Source organism: Oceanihabitans sediminis, from assembly GCF_003337215.1.
GTDB lineage: Bacteria > Bacteroidota > Bacteroidia > Flavobacteriales > Flavobacteriaceae > Oceanihabitans > Oceanihabitans sediminis.
The window spans coordinates 1,220,601-1,237,624 of record NZ_QPIG01000001.1; the positions used below are offsets into that span (position 1 = coordinate 1,220,601).

General features: G+C 34.3%; 12 protein-coding genes. 4 read left to right on the forward strand and 8 right to left on the reverse strand.

The genetic code is table 11. The annotated features are described in order from the left end of the window. The first annotated feature begins 13 nt into the window (after nucleotides 1-13). Genes radC through DU428_RS05475 form a run of 3 tightly spaced genes read left to right on the forward strand, consistent with a single transcriptional unit; the run spans nucleotide 14 to nucleotide 2,729 of the window. The gene (gene radC, locus DU428_RS05465) at nucleotides 14-712 is read left to right on the forward strand and encodes a RadC family protein (protein ID WP_072349829.1); all 699 of its coding nucleotides are present in this window, start codon (nucleotides 14-16) and stop codon (nucleotides 710-712) included. 36 nt (nucleotides 713-748) lie between these two features. Beyond that, nucleotides 749-2,050: a polysaccharide deacetylase family protein gene (locus DU428_RS05470; protein ID WP_072349828.1), complete on the forward strand. Its 1,302-nt coding sequence runs from the start codon at nucleotides 749-751 to the stop codon at nucleotides 2,048-2,050. Beyond that, the gene (locus DU428_RS05475) at nucleotides 2,043-2,729 is read left to right on the forward strand and encodes a YjjG family noncanonical pyrimidine nucleotidase (RefSeq protein ID WP_072349827.1); all 687 of its coding nucleotides are present in this window, start codon (nucleotides 2,043-2,045) and stop codon (nucleotides 2,727-2,729) included. The genes DU428_RS05470 and DU428_RS05475 overlap by 8 nt, the downstream gene beginning before the upstream one ends. A gap of 45 nt (nucleotides 2,730-2,774) precedes the next feature. Here DU428_RS05475 and DU428_RS05480 read toward each other — a convergent pair whose 3' ends face one another. Beyond that, nucleotides 2,775-4,052 (reverse strand): replication-associated recombination protein A, encoded by a 1,278-nt coding sequence (locus tag DU428_RS05480; RefSeq protein ID WP_113966281.1) that lies wholly within the window; start codon nucleotides 4,050-4,052, stop codon nucleotides 2,775-2,777. Nucleotides 4,053-4,183: 131 nt separating this feature from the next. Between DU428_RS05480 and DU428_RS05485 the strand changes: the two genes are divergently transcribed. Continuing rightward, nucleotides 4,184-4,981, forward strand: coding sequence for a rhomboid family intramembrane serine protease (locus DU428_RS05485; RefSeq protein ID WP_113966282.1), 798 nt, complete (start codon nucleotides 4,184-4,186; stop codon nucleotides 4,979-4,981). Between the two features lie 43 nt (nucleotides 4,982-5,024). On the opposite strand, the gene rlmB is transcribed toward DU428_RS05485, so the two are convergent. The 7 genes from rlmB to DU428_RS05520 all read right to left on the reverse strand — a co-directional run bounded on the left by rlmB (nucleotide 5,025) and on the right by DU428_RS05520 (nucleotide 17,024). Next, the gene (gene rlmB / locus DU428_RS05490; protein ID WP_072349824.1) at nucleotides 5,025-5,759 is read right to left on the reverse strand and encodes a 23S rRNA (guanosine(2251)-2'-O)-methyltransferase RlmB; all 735 of its coding nucleotides are present in this window, start codon (nucleotides 5,757-5,759) and stop codon (nucleotides 5,025-5,027) included. 64 nt (nucleotides 5,760-5,823) lie between these two features. Beyond that, nucleotides 5,824-6,684 (reverse strand): hypothetical protein, encoded by an 861-nt coding sequence (locus DU428_RS05495; protein ID WP_072349823.1) that lies wholly within the window; start codon nucleotides 6,682-6,684, stop codon nucleotides 5,824-5,826. Between the two features lie 2 nt (nucleotides 6,685-6,686). Next, complete coding sequence (locus DU428_RS05500; protein ID WP_072349822.1) at nucleotides 6,687-7,508, reverse strand: hypothetical protein; 822 nt, start codon at nucleotides 7,506-7,508, stop codon at nucleotides 6,687-6,689. Between the two features lie 14 nt (nucleotides 7,509-7,522). Then, the gene (locus DU428_RS05505; protein ID WP_072349821.1) at nucleotides 7,523-8,953 is read right to left on the reverse strand and encodes a RagB/SusD family nutrient uptake outer membrane protein; all 1,431 of its coding nucleotides are present in this window, start codon (nucleotides 8,951-8,953) and stop codon (nucleotides 7,523-7,525) included. A gap of 12 nt (nucleotides 8,954-8,965) precedes the next feature. After that, complete coding sequence (locus DU428_RS05510; RefSeq protein ID WP_072349820.1) at nucleotides 8,966-11,998, reverse strand: SusC/RagA family TonB-linked outer membrane protein; 3,033 nt, start codon at nucleotides 11,996-11,998, stop codon at nucleotides 8,966-8,968. A gap of 348 nt (nucleotides 11,999-12,346) precedes the next feature. Continuing rightward, entirely contained in the window at nucleotides 12,347-13,792 is a 1,446-nt protein-coding gene (locus DU428_RS05515) for a SusD/RagB family nutrient-binding outer membrane lipoprotein (RefSeq protein ID WP_072349819.1), read from the reverse strand. 10 nt (nucleotides 13,793-13,802) lie between these two features. Further along, on the reverse strand, nucleotides 13,803-17,024 hold the full coding sequence (locus DU428_RS05520; protein WP_113966283.1) for a SusC/RagA family TonB-linked outer membrane protein: 3,222 nt from the start codon (nucleotides 17,022-17,024) through the stop codon (nucleotides 13,803-13,805).

Here is a 17,024-nt window from a genome sequence, read left to right on the forward strand (position 1 = left end):
CTATTTTTATATTATGCGAGAAAAACCAACTTCTTTTTCTATAAAAAATTGGAGTCAAGATGACCAGCCAAGAGAGAAGTTACGCGATAAAGGCAAAGCGGCTTTGAGTGATGCAGAATTAGTTGCAATACTTATAGGTTCGGGTAATAGAGAAGAAAGTGCGGTAGACTTATGTAAACGAATTCTAGCAAGTGTAGATAATAATTTAAGCGAACTAGGAAAGCTTTCTTTAAAACAACTAATGCAGTTTAAAGGAATAGGTGAAGCAAAAGCCATTACCATTGTAGCAGCATTAGAACTAGGAAGAAGACGTAGGGGAGAAGAAGCCTTAGAAAGAAAGAAGATTACTTCTAGTGTTTCGGTTTTTGAATTGCTTCAGCCAATTTTAGGTGAATTACCTCATGAGGAATTTTGGATAGTTTATTTAAATAATTCCAATAAAGTAATTCAAAAAAATCAACTAAGTAAAGGCGGAATCACAGGAACGATGGTAGATGTTCGACTGGTACTTAAAAATGCTTTAGAAGTAGGTGCCACAGGAATTATTTTAGCTCACAACCATCCTTCAGGAACTTTAAGACCGAGTGAAGCCGACAAACAAATTACAAGAAAATTGAAAATAGCCGGAGAAAGTTTAGATATTAAAGTGTTAGACCATCTTATTATAACCGAAAAAGCATACTTTAGCTTTGCAGATGAAAACCTTCTTTAGTTTGCACTAAAAAACAAATCGGAATCCAAATAACGAATGTTATTAGTATATACACATAAAATAACCCCAAGAGTAAAATATGTTTTTAAGCATATTTGCACTAGAATTCTAGGGTTACCAGTTGCTTTTACAACTACTATTGAAGAGTTTATTGCGCACGATAGTTTAAAGATGTCTTACACCAAGCAACCTTTAAGCAACGAAATTTCTATACGAAGCCATGAATTATTATTTGAACAAGGCTTAAATGATATTGAGATTCAAGTGCATACATGGGGAGAAACTAAAGGCTTTTTTCCAACAGGAGAAAAAAGTGCCTTGCCTTATGATATTTTTGCAGCTTCCTTTTATTTACTATCTAGATACGAAGAATATTTACCACATGTAAAAGATGCCTATGGTCGTTTTCCTGCAGAAGAAAGTATTGCTTATAATAACAACTTTCTACACGAACCAATTGTAGATATATGGGCATATAAATTCAAACAGATATTACAAGATAGCTATCCCGATTTTAAATTTGAAACTCAAAAATACCAAGTAAAACCTGTTATAGATGTGCCAGAAGCATATTCCTTTAAACAAAAGGGGATTATGCGCAGTATAGGAGGATCACTACAGGATTTGGCTGGATTAAAATTTAAAAGATTATATACCAGATTTTCCGTTTTATTCGGATTGAAAAGAGATCCTTTTGATAACTATAAGTATATTATCAATAAGCAGAAGCAATCTAGATTTAAGTTTATATTTTTCTTTTTAATAGGAGATTATTCTACCTACGATAAGAACATCAATATAAACAACACCAATTTTGTTTCGCTTATAAAACAAGTGTCAGATTATAGTATGGTTGGTTTAAAAGCTTCTTTTTTATCGCTTACTAGTTATGATACTTTAAAACGGGAAAAGGAAAGAATGGAATCGGTTATAAATTCTTCTTTAATAGCTTCTAGAAATTCCTATTCTAAAATAAGTCTACCCGAATCGTATAGGAATTTAGTAGAATTAGAAATTCAAGAAGATTACACCATGGGCTTTGTTAATCATATAGGTTTTAGAGCCGGAACTTGTACACCATTTCTGTTTTATGATTTAGATTACGAAGTGCAAACACCACTAAAAGTATATTCGTATAATCTTTTAGATTACGCACTATTAAAAACAAATTCTTTACTAGATAAGAAGAAAGTTTTAAATGAAACTATTGAGGTAATTAAAAAAGTAAACGGAACATTTATTCCTGTGTTTCATAATTATACCTTTAGTAACCTAGAGAGATGGAGTGGCTTTAAGGAACTTTTTAAAATTATAATTGAATCGCCTAATAATGAATAAAAACATCACAGATATATTTTTTGACTTAGATCATACCTTATGGGATTTTGATAAGAACTCTGCTTTAACTTTCGAGAAAATCTTTCGTGTGCATAATGTAGAGGTGGATACTTCGGAGTTTTTAAAACATTACGAACCTATAAATTTAAATTATTGGAAGCTTTTTAGAGAAGAGAAAATTGATAAAGCAAATCTGCGTTATAAAAGGCTATATGATACTTTTGAAGCGATTAATTTTTCAGCAAATAGAACATTGATTGATCAGCTTTCAGAAGATTATATTGCACATTTATCTAGTTTTAATCATTTGTTTGATGGTACTTTAGATATTCTTGATTATTTAAAACCAAATTATAATTTACATATTATAACCAATGGTTTCCATGAGGTGCAACATAATAAGTTACGAAATGCCAATATCAATAATTACTTTAAAACAGTAACTAATAGTGAGATGGTAGGGGTGAAGAAGCCAAATCCTAAAATATTTGATCACGCATTAAACCTTGCCAAAACCACAAAAGAGCAAAGCTTAATGATTGGTGATAATTATGAAGCAGATATTCTTGGTGCACTAAACTTCGGGATGGATGCTATTTGCTTTAACTATCATGATTTTCCATTAGAAAGAAACATTAAAAAGGTAGATTCGCTTCTAGAGCTAAAGAACTATTTGTAGGAGTCCTTTTTTAATAAAGCCTAATGTAGAGGTATCTATTATTAATTAATATCCATACTTATTCTTCCAACGGTTTCTTAAAAACTCCCTATGTGCATTTTCCCTAGCGTTATTTCCTGGTTCATACAGTTTGGTGTTTTTAATTTCTTCTGGTAGAAATTCTTGTTCTGCAAAATTGTTTTCGTAGTTATGGGCATATTTATAATTGTCGCCATAACCCAATTCTTTCATCAATTTGGTTGGAGCGTTTCTTATATCAAGAGGAACCGATAAATCCCCGGTTTCTCTTACCAACTGTTGAGCCTTTCCTATGGCCATATATGCAGCGTTACTTTTAGGAGAACAAGCTAAGTAAGTGGCACATTGACTTAATATGATTCTTGATTCTGGATTTCCTATAGTAGAAACTGCTTGAAAGGTGTTATTTGCAATAACCAAAGCAGTTGGGTTTGCATTTCCTATATCTTCACTAGCCGAAATTAATAAACGCCTAGCAATGAATTTCACATCTTCACCACCTTCAATCATTCTAGCTAACCAATATACCGCACCATTAGGATCACTTCCACGAATAGATTTTATTAAAGCAGAAATGATATCATAATGCTGTTCGCCGGTTTTGTCATAACGAACTGTATTATTTTGAACTCTATCCAAAACATATTCATTGGTGATGGTTACCACATCTCCTTCTTCCGAATTCACGAGTAATTCAAATATGTTTAATAGTTTCCTTGCGTCACCACCCGATAGCTTCAATAAAGCATCTGTTTCTTTAAGCTCTATATTCTTTTTAGATATATACTCGTCTTTTTCAATCGCACGGTTTAAAAGAGCCTCTAAATCGTTTTTATCAAATGCTTTTAATATATAAACCTGACAACGTGATAAAAGTGCAGAAATAACTTCAAAACTCGGATTTTCGGTAGTAGCACCAATTAAAGTTACCCAACCTTTTTCTACAGCTTGTAATAAGGAATCTTGTTGCGACTTACTAAACCTGTGGATCTCGTCAATAAAAAGTATCGGATTTTTAGTAGTAAATAAACCGCCACTTTTTTTAGCCTTTTCAATAACATCTCTAACATCTTTTACTCCTGAGTTAATAGCACTTAAAGTGTAGAAAGGTCTACCAGATTGGTTTGCAATAATATTTGCAAGCGTTGTTTTACCAATTCCTGGAGGTCCCCATAAAATCATGGAGGGAATCAAGCCCTGCTTTATTTGTTGGGTTAACGATCCGTTTTTACCAACCAAATGTGTTTGGCTTATATAATCTTCTAAAGTTTCTGGTCTTAAGCGTTCTGCTAGTGGTTCATTCATAACGGTAAAATTACAAATCTTTTATCAAGAAGGATTCTTCTTTAACCTATTTTAAACAAATTTAGTAAAGCTGTCTACTGACAATTTAACACTAAAATTTATATTGGATAGTATTTTGCTATCTTTAAATTATGCAAGAAGAATTTAAATTCACTACAGGTGTTTTTGGCTATCCAATAGCATTTGTCTTAATCATTTGGTTAGTCTTTTGGTTTGAAGTTCGTTTTCATATGAATTTTAATAGTCATGGTATTTATCCTAAAAAAATATCTGGGTTACAAGGTGTTATTTTTAGTCCGTTTATTCACTCCGGAATAAAACACTTGTATTCTAACACCATTCCCTTATATGTATTAACAACTGCTTTGTTTTATTTCTATAGGCCTATTGCTTGGAAGGTTCTGGGCTATGGTATTTTGCTTTCTGGATTACTAACTTGGTTTATTGGTAGACCTTCTTTTCATATAGGTGCAAGCGGACTTATTTATGTGTTAGTTAGTTTTACCTTTTTTAAAGGAATTCTAGCAAAACATTACCGTTTAATAGCGCTTTCCTTATTAGTTATTTTCCTCTATGGAAGTATGATTTGGTATACTATGCCAATTGAAAAAGGCATTTCTTGGGAAGGACATTTATCAGGTTTAATAACTGGATTGATTTTCGCATTTATATTCACGAAAGAAATAGCGAAACCTAAAAAGTATGTTTGGGAAGAAGAAGACTATAAGGAAGATGATGACCCTTTTTTAAAACACTTTGATGAAAACGGTAACTTTATAGAAAGTGTTGAGGAACCGGTTGAAGTGGAAGAGGAGCAAGAGGAAACTAGTATAAGCATAAAAGATACCACCCAATACCATGAATTAGAAACTACATCTAAACAAAAAGTTAATTACATTTTCAAAAAATTAGATAAAAAAAATCCTTAGAGTTTTCTAAGGATTACTAATTCATAGGTATAACTATTGAAGATTATCTTCTTTGCCTAATAGCTTCATATAAGAAAGCTCCACAAGCTACTGAAACATTTAAAGATTCAATATCTCCTAGTAAAGGTAGTTTTGCTTTAGCATCAACAAGTTTTAAAACGGAAGGATTGATTCCTCGTCCTTCACTTCCCATTATGATAGCACAAGGTTCTTTAAAAGAAACATCATAAAGGGTGTTATCTGTTTTTTCTGTAGCAGCAATAACTTTTATTCCCGAAGCTTGAAAATGGAACATAGCATCTTTAATATGATCTACTTTACAAATAGGAACTTTAAATACAGCTCCCGCGCTTGTTTTAATAGTATCACCATTTACAGGTGCACTACCACTTTTTTGTATAATTATTCCATCCACACCGGTACATTCTGCTGTTCTTATAATAGCACCAAAGTTTCGCACATCACTCAATTGATCAAGTATTAAAAACAATGGTGTTTTACCAGATTCCATTACTTGTAATACTAAATTATCAAGTTCATAAAACTCAATTGGCGATATCTGTGCAACAACACCCTGGTGGTTATTTTTAGTTAATCGGTTTAGTTTTTCTACAGGAACATAAGATGTGTTAATTCCTTCTTCCTTAATTAAGGATTCTAATTCGTGAGATAATTCACCTCTTAATCCTTTTTGAATAAAAACCTTATCTATAGCTTTATCAGCATTGATTGCTTCAATTACTGCTCTTATTCCAAATATTTGTGTACTGTTTTCCATGAATACAAAGGTATAAAAAAACCACCTCTGTTGAGGTGGTTTTAAATTATATTACAATACTAGATTATTGTTTTGTAAATCTGTAAGTAGTAATTACTGAAGGACCACAGTTTCCTGTTACATCATTTTCAAATGATACTTCAAATACACTATCGTCATTAGGATCAAAAGTAGTAGGTGTAGGAGCTGTTCCAAATAAATATGGAGTTCCTTGATCACAAACACAGTTTCCTCTGTTTCCACCAACTGGCATTAAGATCTCTTCACAAACTAAGTCTATTACAAACTGGTTAGGAGTTGCACAGAAGTTAGGGAAGTTGTTAGTCATAAATGCTCTTTTAGTCTCTGAACCTGGTAAAGTATATAAAGTTACCACAGATTGGTGATTTAATACAGGACCATCAGCACCAATTGGTGTAATTTCCTCAATGAAATACTCACCTGCGAAAGGAGCATAGATTGGACAAAAACGTTGAATTTTTACAGTATGTGTTAATCTGTAATCTAAAGTTGCATCTTGTACATCATCTAGGTTAAATACTAAGTTAACACCTTGTACTGTTGAATTATTAAAATCTCCAGCAGTTACTGTAAAGCTTCCGTATTGTGCATTTGCAGGAACAACTAAATTAGAAAGGTTTAAATCTTCATAATCAAATCCTCCAGCAACAGCTGTGGTCGCAGAAGCATCTATAGAAACTGCGAATGATCTATCATAAGGTTTTGCTTCAGATACACTAACAAGTACATCTAATTTACCAACCTCTTCTTCTTTTACAAATAGAGTACTACCACTTTCAGCAAAATATGCTACCGTAGTTCTATCTGCAAGAGTATCATCATTATCGTCTTTGTATTCTTCGTTACATGAAGTAAAACTCACGACAAGAGTTATAGCTAATAGTTTAAAAATTAGTTTTTTCATAATTATATTTTTGTGAATTTATAAGTTATAACTGCAGATTGAGCAACTGTACATCCTTCTGGGATAGTCTCAGTATATGTGAAGTAAAATTCACTGTCATCTGCTGGCATATAAGTACCTTCTGATCCTGCAGGAGCATTACTTAAAGTAATAGCACCACCACAAGTTACAGGAGCTTCTGTAGGCTCAATAGTTACAAAAGAACAATCGAAGTTTAATTCTAATACTAATGGAGCACCAATTAAGTATCCTACTTGGAATACACGAGAATCCGTACCATTATCGAATAACTCAACTTGAGCATCATTGAAAGAATCACCAAAACCGTTTGATCCAGCTACTTGCTCAATAGCATAAAGACCTGTAAATGCTGGAGCATCTACTGGATCACAACTTCTGTGTTGGATATTTACTACAGCACTGTTTTTAAACTGAGCAGCACTATCATCTGTAATGTTAATAATTGCTTGAACACCAGCTAAAGTATTAGCAGTAAAGTTTGAAGTTACTGCTACAGTTCCTGTGTAAGAATTCGCTGGAATTGTTACTGTTGAAGCCATTGTAAAATCATCCCCTAAAACTGCAGTTGAAGCTGGGTCAACAGATAATGAAATCTGTCTGTCAGTTGCACTTGCTGTTGTAGCAACAACAACCAAATTAGTTGTGTTGTTATCAGTATCCATAGCGCTAATTGAATAGTTAGCTTGGTCATAATAAGTTTGAAAAGGACCATTATAGCTATGAGAGTTCTCATCGGAATCACATGATACTGAAACTAATGCTACAGTACATGCAAATAATAATGTTTTAAATATTTTTTTCATTTTGTTCTTCTTTATTAGTTATAACATGGGTTTTGCTCCATATTAGGGTTAACATCCATTTCTGTTTTAGGAATTGGTAACTGGAATTTACAATCTCCCGCTGGAAGTGTAGTAAATAAAGTTGCTAAACCAGTACCGTCAGCATATTGACCAGCACCACTTCTGTTGATTCCTTCTCCAGATCTTTTGATGTCATAGAATCTGTGTCCTTCAAATGCAAGTTCTAATCTTCTTTCTAATGCAATTGCATCTAATAAAGGTTGACCAGTTTCATTTCCAGATACAAAAGAGCTATATCTTTGAGAACGTACAGCGTCTAAAGCAGCTAAAGCAGCAGCTTCATCTTGTGCAGGTCCAGGCATAGCTAAAGCTTCCGCTTTATTAAGCATAACCTCTGCCATTCTTATAACTTTAATATCCACAACACCAGATCCTAAGTTAATAGAAGATTCCATATGTTTTGCAACGTGGTTATAGTTTTTCCCATTATAAGCACTTGTTTCAACGTAAGTTGCTTTTCTAATATCTGTACCACCGTATAAGTTGAATAAATCGAAATCTACAACATACTCAGATCTTACACCTGAAGAAACAGTTTGGCTATAAGGAGTGTTAACACTAACTCCTGTATCAGCATCTAAGTTTTTAAGCTTAAATAAAACTCCATCATCAGAAGAATCATCCCATACTCCTGGGAAGTTTCCAAATGTTGCTACACTAGCAGTAACGTCATCTGCAGCAGCTGCAGCTTCTGCATACATACCTCTATATAAGTAAACTCTTGAAAGTAAACCATTAATAGCGTTTTTGTTTATTTTGATAATATCATCAGCTCCTACTAAGTTTTTAGCAGTTTCTAAGTCGTTGATAATTCCATTATAAATAGCCTCAACAGTACCTCTAGAACCTGGTTCTTGTAAAATATCTGAAGAAGTTACATAAGGCATACCTAAACTAGATAAAGCACCTGCATCTTGTGTAGGTATCTTTGAAAAAGTGTTAGTGATATTAAAGTGAGATAACGCTCTCATTGCTAATGCCTGCGCTTGGATATGATCTCTTGCAGGAGTTTGAGGAATGTTATCAATATTATCTAAGATAAAGTTTGCATGTCTTACTACAGCATAAGCTTGAGCCATGAAACCCCCTTTAGTAATATTTTCATTAAACTGCCATTCGTGGTAAGCTTTTTGAGTTCCACGACCTTCAGCGCTAAAAATTAAGTTATCCGAAATTACATCAGGAAAAGACATCATCTCTTCACCGTAGTAACTTGGGCTTATCGCTAGAGTATATAACCCTAATGTTGCATTTTCAAATGCTATTTCACTAGTTAAGGCATCATTTTCTCCAACAGAAGAAAACGGCGTCTTATCTAAATTATCATCACAAGAGCTAAATAGAGCTCCAATTGCGAATATTGATATATATAAGTATTTTTTCATTTTTATTTTTTTTTAAAATTTAACGTCAATTCCAAAAGATAAAGTTCTTGTAGTTGGGTAACTGTATAATGAGAACTCACCTGGAGTAACGCTACCTTCTTGAGTTTCACCAGAACCAATACCTACTTCAGGATCGCCTTTATAATGTGGAGCATACGTCCATAAGTTGTTACCAGCAGCATATACTCTTAAAGCATCAAGAGATAATTTGTCTGTAAACTTAGAAGGTAAGTTATACCCTAATTGTAAGCTTCTTAAACGAATGTAGTCACCCTTTTGTAAGAACCTTGTAGAGGCAGTGTTGGTATCAAAATCAGGAGAATAAGAAGCAGAAGTTGGTCTTGGTAATACATCTGAATTAGTAGTACCTGGAGTCCAGTAATTAAATGCTTCAACTCTTTGGTTAGAGTTAATATCTGTACCATCGTTAAGCATGTTTTGCTCCATTAGGTTATAGATATAGTTTCCTGTTTTGAAGTAAAAGTTTGCAGATAAATCAAATCCTTTGTATGCAAGGTTTGTAGCAAAGCTACCATCTAACTTAGCATAAGGAGATTTTCCTGATAATAATTTTTCGTTACCATTAGGGTTGTTAGTAATGTTTCCTTCAGTATCATAGTATAATGCTTCACCATTTGCAGGGTTAACACCAGCGTACTCTGTGATATAGTAAGAATCTACTTCTTCACCAACTCTTAAAATTGTATAGAAGTTACTAGCAGTAAATAAATCTTCATCATTTACTAATTTAGTTACTTCGTTGTCATATAAGTTTACGTTACCGTTAACAGACCACTTTAATTCAGTATCTCTTAAGATATCTACAGAAAGTTCAAATTCTAAACCTTTGTTTACCATTTCTCCTAAGTTACCTAAGATAGAGAAACCTCCTAAAGTATAAGAATAACGTTGGCTTAATAATAAGTCAGAAGTAGTTCTGTTGTAGTAATCTACAAGACCTCTTACTCTGTTTTCAAATAAACCAAACTCAACTCCAACACCGTAGCTAAAGTTTTGCTCCCATCCTAAATCAGCACTACCGTATTGAGCAGGTACTAATGCGTTGTTTCCGTTATATGCGTTAAATCCATAAAGTGTTTGAGCACTGTAGTTACCAATTTGGTCGTTACCAGATGTACCAGCAGAAGCTCTTAATCTTAAAGTGTTGATTGCATCTACATTGAAGAAATCTTCATTGTCTACGTTCCATGCTAAAGATCCACTATAGAAGTTACCATATTTAGTGTTTTCTCCGAATCTTGAAGAACCATCTCTTCTTACAGTTGCGTTTAAGATATAACGTCCATCGTAGTTATAATCAACGTTTGCAGCAAGAGAGAATAATGTGTATTGAGATCTACTTCCTCCAACTGCATCTGGAGTAGCAGCAACATTAAGTGTGCTAGGTCCTCCTAAAGGAAATCCTTTACCTGTTGCAGAATATGATCTAAAATCATTGTTTACATATTCAGAGAATACATTAAATTGTAATCTGTGAATGTCATTAATGTCTGTGTTATAAGTAACTTTGTTTAACCAGCTATAAGTTAAATCGAAAGATCCATTTTCTATTTTAGATCCTGTAGGAATTTGACTGTTTACAATTAAATCTAATACAGACCCTGGGTGTAAAAAGTTTTCTCTACGGTAACGTTCATAAACTCCAGATACTTGCGTTTTGAAACTTAATTTATCAGTAAGTGTGAAATCTAAAAATCCGTTTCCGAAAATTCTAGTATAAAATCTATCAGTAGTGTTACCTGTTAACTCAGCTGTTACAGGGTAACCTGCAAGTAAGTTTTCGTTTAATATTTTATTACCGTTAGCATCTAATACTAAGTTGTTGTCTCCATCAACTACCCATTTCGTTTCGTATGGGTTGTAGTCATACATCGCTCTAATTGGGTTTTGAGCGTTGTTTCTATCTCTAGGGTCTCCAGTTTTCATACTAGAAAAACCTAAGCTTGTTCCAATCTTAACCCAGTCTTTAGCTTGATAATCTACGTTTAATCTAGCTGTAGTTCTGTTGTAAGCATCAATATCTTGAATGATACCGCTATCTTCATCATTACCTACAGAGAAAAAGTAGTTGATTTTTTCTTCTCCACCAACAGCAGAAAAGTTAATAGATTGGATAAAACCATCTTTTAATAATTCATCTTGCCAATCTGTGTTACGATCAACTAATCTGTTATAATCTGCTTGAGTAGCAAGACCTGCACCAGTACCTAAACCTAATTCTCTTTCATATTGTAGTTTTTGAGCAGCGTCCATCATTTCAAAGTTATCTTTGATTTTTCTTGTACTACTTACACGGCTACTTAATTGAAATTGAGCTCCTTTGTTTACTTTTCCTCTTTTAGTTGTTACTAATACAACACCGTTACCACCACGTGCACCATAGATTGATGTAGAAGCAGCATCTTTTAAAACAGAAATGTTTTCAATGTCTGAAGGGTTAATACCATTCACGAAACTTTCATCCATTTGAGCACCATCAACAATATATAGAGGTTCGTTACCTGCATTAATTGATCCGATACCACGAATTCTAATAAAAGCCGTTTGACCTGGCTTACCATTTTGAGCTGTTACTTGTACTCCGGCTGCTTGACCTTGTAGCATATTGTCTATACTTACAGAAGGAGCAATCTTTTCTAAGTCTTCTGCAGATACGTTAGATACTGCTGAAGTTAACTCGTCTTTTTGTCTTGCACCAAGAGCAGTAATTACTACCTCTTCTAATGCGTTGTCAGGTTGAAGTGATACATTAATAGTATTTGATGTACCAACTGTTCTAGATACAGTTGCATAACCTACATAGCTAAAGTTTAAAACATCACCTGTTTTAGCTTTAATAGTATAGTTACCATCAAAATCTGTTGATACTCCACTTGTAGTCCCTTTGATAATTACAGTTGCCGTTGGTAATGGCAACCCCATTTCATCGGAAACTGTCCCTGAAATTGTTTTTTCTTGCGCAAACGATATTTGCACAACAAACGCTAGTAATAGCGTTAAAATCCCACTAAACTTTGTTTTCATTTTATATTTTATTTGAATTAGTCTGCCCAAAAATCACAATAAAAAGTTAATAAAACAACTTTTTTATGATAAAATTCCTATTTGCATCTAAAAAGAGAGTTTTAACTCGGAGCATTTGATTTTAAAAAGGTTTCTAATAATTATTGTCTTTTATTGTAACTACCTTAGTGTGGTATTGGTTGTGCTTAACTATTTGTTTTTAAGATTTTTTTAATAAACAGATGTTTTATTGTTCTATATCTGTTTTTTTATTTTTTTGCTTGAGTGTGTAAGAAAAAAAAGCCAGAGAAAAAATATCTCTGGCTTTTGCTTATAAAAGTTACTTGATTTAAAGTAATTTATTTGGTTTTAATTTACATCCCAAAACAACTTTGTTCCTTGAGCATCACCACCAATACTAGCAGATGCTGCATCGTAGTTTGCTACGTTAAGATTTTGCTCGTCAATTGGATATGTATATCTGTGAGGAACAGGTAATCCTGATTCTGCAGCAATATTCATAACTGGAGCGTCATATTTTCTCCAAACTGTCCAACCTTCAAAACCTCTATTGTACATAGCTAACCAAAATTGTTTACCAATTTTCTCTCTCCATGTACCTGGAGCTGTAGCATAAGCCACATCTGGATCAGCTAAGTAAGCTAAAGCATCTGCAGGTAAACCACCCCAATACTCAATAGAAGCTTCAATACCTCTTGAGTAAAAGAAATCTGTAGTTCCACCAACACTAAAGTTGTACTCTGGAGTAGCTGCAGTAGCTAGTAAAAAGGATACTTCTGCAAAGTCCATTAATACACCAGGAGTAGTTGCTTCGTGTAATATATCCCCTAATTGCGTGTTTGCAGTATAGCTGTTAGAATCCCCGTATACACCACCTTGGTAGGTGTCAGGTCCAACATTTTGTCTGAAATAGAATTCTCTTCTTGGATCATCTAAGTCATTCATGATGTCTATAATAGTTTCCGTAGCCACATAATCTTTACGACCAGACTCTACTAAATCTACCCATACTGGATTCGTGTTAGGAGTAGCACTTTGGTAGTATAATAAAGCATTGTCATCATTGGATGTAAAAACTCCAGGAGCTGCAGACTCTACGGTACTTTGTGCTAAACCTGGATTAACATCAGATAAACGCATTCCTACACGTAACTTAAGAGAGTTAGCAAACTTTTTCCAAGCCCCCATATCTCCGTCATAAATTCTGTCAGCAACTGCATTAAATCCTTCCCCTGTATCAAAACTTGGGATAACAGCATCTAATCTGTTGATTAAATCTGGATAGATAACTGTTGCAGCGTCATCATAAGCTGGAAGCGGGTAATCAATGATATTTAATGCTTCTGTATAAGGAATGTCTCCAAAAGTATCTACTAATTGTTGCCAAGCATAAACAGAAAGTACTTCGATTTGTGCAATTCTACCTGCTTTTTCAGCAGCAGTTAAATTTGCATTTTCATTTACTTTAGTTTTAGAATCTTGTAAGTCTAATAGTACATCTCTGTACATTTCAGACCAGTGATTATCTGTAATTCCTCTACCGTTTAAATCGTAGTTAGACTCGTCTATATACGTTACTTGCGTACAATATTGTGCAAACATTCTAAAAACGTTCATGTTTACGTTAATGCTTGACATTTGATCTACCAGACTTTTGGTTGCAGCTGTAAATAATACATCTTCTGAAACCTGTGTCGGATTTTTAGGATCTTCATTAAAGCGATCGTATTTCTCATCACTCATACATGAAAATATAAGAGTGAGAGTTAAAATTGAAAGAAAGATTTTTTTCATAATATTTTTTTTAGAATTGTAGTTTTAAACTAGCTCCAATTTCTCTAATAGAAGGGTAAGAGCCCGATTGGTATCCTTGAATATTACCAGAACTTAATCCAGCTTCAGGATCTGCAAATGGTACGTTCTTATGAATGATCCATAAGTTTCTACCAATTAATGAAACAGAAGCATTCGTGAAAGGTAATTTCGCTAATACTTTATCTCCTAGTTTGTATGCTAAACTCATCTCTCTAAGTTTTACATATGATGCATCATAAACGTGAGCAGCATTTGGTGTTCTAACATAACCCCATGGGTTAGCATAACTAGTAGCACTAGCTCTAACAGTGTTAGGAGTACCATCAGCTTGTACACCTTCTAAAATAACACCACCACTATCAGCACCACCTGTTACAGGGTTTCTTACAGGGTTTCCTAAATCGTTAGTTCCTGCAGTAAAGTCATATAAACCAGTTGCATAACCATACCAAGTATCAAGAGAGAATACATCTCCACCTTTTTGGATGTCGATTAAGAAGTTTAGACTTAAGTTTTTGTATGAAACTGCGTTAGAAATACCTGCTTTCCAATCCGGAGTTATGTTTCCAATTACAGCATTTGAATTGCTTGTAGTTGCATAGTAACCGTTAGAATTTACGATTTTTTGTCCGTTATCATGGTAAACAAAATCGTTACCTCTAATGGTTCCATAGGCTTCACCTGGTGTTGCATTAATAGAAATACCACCTTGTAAACTAGCTAACTGTAGGTTTTCAATTCCTTCAGCTAGTTCTACAACTTCACTTTCGTTCTTAGCCCAGTTTACGGAAATATTCCAGCTTAAATCTTCCGTTTTTACAGGAGTACCAAACACTTGTAACTCTATACCTTTGTTTTCTATAGTACCAGCGTTTAACCATCTTGAAGTATAGCCTGTTGAACTAGAGTAAGGCACGTTTACAATTTGATCTTCTGTTCTAGTATTGTAGTATGCTACATCAAAACCTGCTCTTTTGTTTAAGAATGACATGTCTAAACCAAACTCATAAGACTTTTGTCTTTGTGGTTTTAAGTTTAGGTTGTTTAAAGAAGAAGAGTTTGAAGCTACTCCAGATCCATCAAAAGGTGGAGCAATTCCATAAGTATTATATACTCTGTATGGTCCTGTATCATCACCTACCTCTGCGTAGTTAGCTCTTACTTTTCCGAAAGAAATCCAATCTTGGTCAATAAATTCAGAGAATACAAAGCTTCCTGAAAGTGAATAGTACCCATAAGTGTTATTGTCTTTAGGTAGGGTAGAAGAACGGTCTCTTCTGTATGTTCCTTCTAAGAAAGCATAACCATCATAACCTAAACTAGCTCTAGCGAAAGCACCATCTACCATTTTTATAGCCTCATACTCGTTTGGTGGGTTGATAGGGTTTTTAGAGTTTGAAAGAGCATATAGTTTAGGAATACCTAAACCACCATTAGTTCTAGCTCTTATTGAGTTCCAAGATTGTCTTCTTAAGTTGAAACCAATATTACCGTCTAAGTTTAATTTATCCGTTAAGTCTCTGTTGAAGTTTATGAATAAATCATAGTTGTACTCAGCAACTTGGTTGTTGAATCTTGAGTAGCTAGATACGTTTGCAGAACCTACGTTTGTACGCTCTTCTTGTAATTCAGTAAATGTATCATAAGTAAATCTACCCATTAGGTTGATCCAGTCGTTTATTTCGTAATCTAAAGTTACATTTCCAAAATATCTGTTTCTTGAATCTGTTTCATAGTTTTCAAAGAAAGTCCAGTATGGGTTATCAGAATATATTGGAGATAAATCTGTGGAAGAACTCGTATTCCAAGTGATGTTTTCACGAGTTGCGAAATATGCATTCTTTTGAGCTTCTAAATCAACGTTTGTTTGCCACCACTGTCTGAATTGTTGCATCACGTTGTTAGAGTCATAACCTGTTCCGTATCTCCCTTTACCACTCACTTTAGTGTATGTGAAAGTTGTAGATGCGGTTAATTTGTCAGTTAGCTCATGAGATCCGTTAAACGTAATAGAGTTTCTTTTAATCTCACTATTTGGTAAGTTACCTTCTTGCATCATGTTAGTGTATCCTAAACGGAAAGAACTTTTTTCATCAGAACCATCTAAAGATACAGAGTTTACAAAAGTTCCAGAAGTACCCCAAACGTAGTTTGGATCATTTTTACCTGCTAACCAAGGTCTAGCTTGCCCGTAAGTTGGTAACTGTGGAAATAAAGCATCCCATTGGTATACTAATAAATTAGGGTCGAAAGCAGCACCGTAAGATGCGTCTTCTGTTGTAGGAGTTACTAAGTCCATTACGGAATCTCCGTTAATATCTTCATAGTTGAAGTATCCGTCCGGAGAGTCGTAATATGCTCCGTACCCAGCACCATACTTGTCTTGGTAAGTAGGAAGTGTTTCTTTATCTGCTCTACCAAACATTGCACTGGAGCTAACAGTTACACCAATTCCTTTTTTCGTGTTACCTTTTTTAGTTGTAATAATTACAGCACCGTGCATACCTCTTGACCCATATAGAGCTGTTGCAGCCGCACCCTTAAGAATATTGATAGACTCAATATCATCTGGGTTAATATCAGAAGAAGCATTACCATAATCATAACCACCCCTACCACTTACTTGGTCAGATGTGTTTGTGTTTTGGTTACTTACAGGTACTCCGTCAATTACGAAAAGAGCTTGGTTGTTACCAGAAATAGAGTTACTACCTCTTACTACAACGTTTGTGGATCCACCTAAAGTACCAGAACTTTTAATTTCTAAACCTGCTACTTTACCAGATAAAGAATTTACGAAGTTTTGGCTCTTTACTGTAGATACTGCATCTCCTTTAACTTCTTGAGTTGCATACCCTAAGCTTTTCTTTTCTCTTTTAATACCTAGTGCAGTTACAACTACCTCGTCTAGAGTGTTGTCTGGTAGGAGAGAGATGTCAATTTTGTTAGAGGAGCCAACAGTTACAGATTGGTTGGCGTATCCAACATAGCTAAAAATTAAAACATCCCCTGATTTGGCATTAAGTGAGTAATTACCATCAAAATCAGTTGATGTTCCAGTACTGGTTCCCTGAATGATTACAGTTGCCGTTGGTAAGGGCATGCCGTTTTCATCAGAAACTGTTCCTGAAATTGTTTTTTCTTGTGCAAATGTCATCTGCACAACAAACGCTAATAGTAGCGTTAGAATTCCATTAAACTTTGTTTTCAT

What these genes read in the sequence shown, in the direction of transcription:
- radC (WP_072349829.1), top strand. Translation starts at nt 14, where the DNA reads ATGCGAGAAAAACCAACTTCTTTTTCTATAAAAAATTGGAGTCAAGAT.
- DU428_RS05470 (WP_072349828.1), top strand. Translation starts at nt 749, where the DNA reads ATGTTATTAGTATATACACATAAAATAACCCCAAGAGTAAAATATGTT.
- DU428_RS05475 (WP_072349827.1), top strand. Translation starts at nt 2,043, where the DNA reads ATGAATAAAAACATCACAGATATATTTTTTGACTTAGATCATACCTTA.
- DU428_RS05480 (WP_113966281.1), bottom strand. Translation starts at nt 4,052, where the DNA reads ATGAATGAACCACTAGCAGAACGCTTAAGACCAGAAACTTTAGAAGAT.
- DU428_RS05485 (WP_113966282.1), top strand. Translation starts at nt 4,184, where the DNA reads ATGCAAGAAGAATTTAAATTCACTACAGGTGTTTTTGGCTATCCAATA.
- rlmB (WP_072349824.1), bottom strand. Translation starts at nt 5,759, where the DNA reads ATGGAAAACAGTACACAAATATTTGGAATAAGAGCAGTAATTGAAGCA.
- DU428_RS05495 (WP_072349823.1), bottom strand. Translation starts at nt 6,684, where the DNA reads ATGAAAAAACTAATTTTTAAACTATTAGCTATAACTCTTGTCGTGAGT.
- DU428_RS05500 (WP_072349822.1), bottom strand. Translation starts at nt 7,508, where the DNA reads ATGAAAAAAATATTTAAAACATTATTATTTGCATGTACTGTAGCATTA.
- DU428_RS05505 (WP_072349821.1), bottom strand. Translation starts at nt 8,953, where the DNA reads ATGAAAAAATACTTATATATATCAATATTCGCAATTGGAGCTCTATTT.
- DU428_RS05510 (WP_072349820.1), bottom strand. Translation starts at nt 11,998, where the DNA reads ATGAAAACAAAGTTTAGTGGGATTTTAACGCTATTACTAGCGTTTGTT.
- DU428_RS05515 (WP_072349819.1), bottom strand. Translation starts at nt 13,792, where the DNA reads ATGAAAAAAATCTTTCTTTCAATTTTAACTCTCACTCTTATATTTTCA.
- DU428_RS05520 (WP_113966283.1), bottom strand. Translation starts at nt 17,024, where the DNA reads ATGAAAACAAAGTTTAATGGAATTCTAACGCTACTATTAGCGTTTGTT.